Below are 775 nucleotides of genomic sequence, written 5' to 3'. Positions count from 1 at the left end.
GGACGCGGGTTCAACTCCCGCCAGCTCCACCAATTCCATAAAAAGCCGCTCATTTGAGCGGCTTTTTTTATGGCTTTGCTCTCTCTTAGCGTAGTGTTTCTTGGCAGACTCTGAATTATTGCCTTGTTTTCCACGGGCCAAATGCAATGAAATAGAGAAGGATAATATTGGCAAAGGGAATCAGAATTAATATTCCTAACGGGCCTGGGTACCCGATACGTTGGCATATTCGCCATGCGGGAATGACAAAAATAATACCAACCACTAACATCCATAGAAATCCCATACCACCGAACATTTCGTAACTCATAGCATTTTTCCTTGTTTGGCAAACACATAAATAACGTTAGATTCAAATTAGTTAATTTGCAAAGATGCTATGGTCGATGCCTGACATCATTAATTGGGTGTTGTTTGGCTATTTTGAAACCGACCGGGCTTTTTAGTCTGCGTCTGATGATCCAATTCCCCTTTATAAGAACTACTATTCAACACATGTTTTAGTTAAAGGACTGCGATCATGACTGATAAAATTAAAGCGTTAAGACTGAAAGAGCCATTTGGGCTTGATAATATTCAGGTGACAGAAATGGATGATCCAGGCCAGCCAGGGCCTGGAGAAATTCGTGTAAAAATAAAAGCAAGCTCTCTTAACTTTCATGATTACGGTGTTGCGGCCGGCTTTATACCGACCGATGACGGGCGCATTCCTATGTCAGACGGAGCCGGTGTAGTGGAAGCTGTTGGCGACGGAGTGGAAGAGTTTAAGGTAGGT

Annotated in this window: 1 protein-coding gene and 1 other RNA gene (1 of these 2 only partly in view); both read left to right on the top strand. The window is 43.0% G+C overall.

The window, feature by feature from the left end:
* Positions 1 to 32, top strand: a transfer-messenger RNA (tmRNA) gene (ssrA, locus tag B3180_RS10465) (it extends 403 nt beyond the left edge of the window).
* 488 nt (positions 33 to 520) lie between these two features.
* Positions 521 to 775 (top strand): alcohol dehydrogenase catalytic domain-containing protein (locus B3180_RS10460; RefSeq protein ID WP_286844392.1); only part of this gene is annotated, 255 nt, incomplete at its 3' end.

The sequence above is a fragment of the Idiomarina sp. UBA4206 genome (assembly GCF_002383015.1).
Taxonomy (GTDB): domain Bacteria; phylum Pseudomonadota; class Gammaproteobacteria; order Enterobacterales; family Alteromonadaceae; genus Idiomarina; species Idiomarina abyssalis.
The sequence above is the reverse complement of the archived record's forward strand: the minus strand, read 5'-3'. Positions and strand labels throughout refer to the sequence as shown.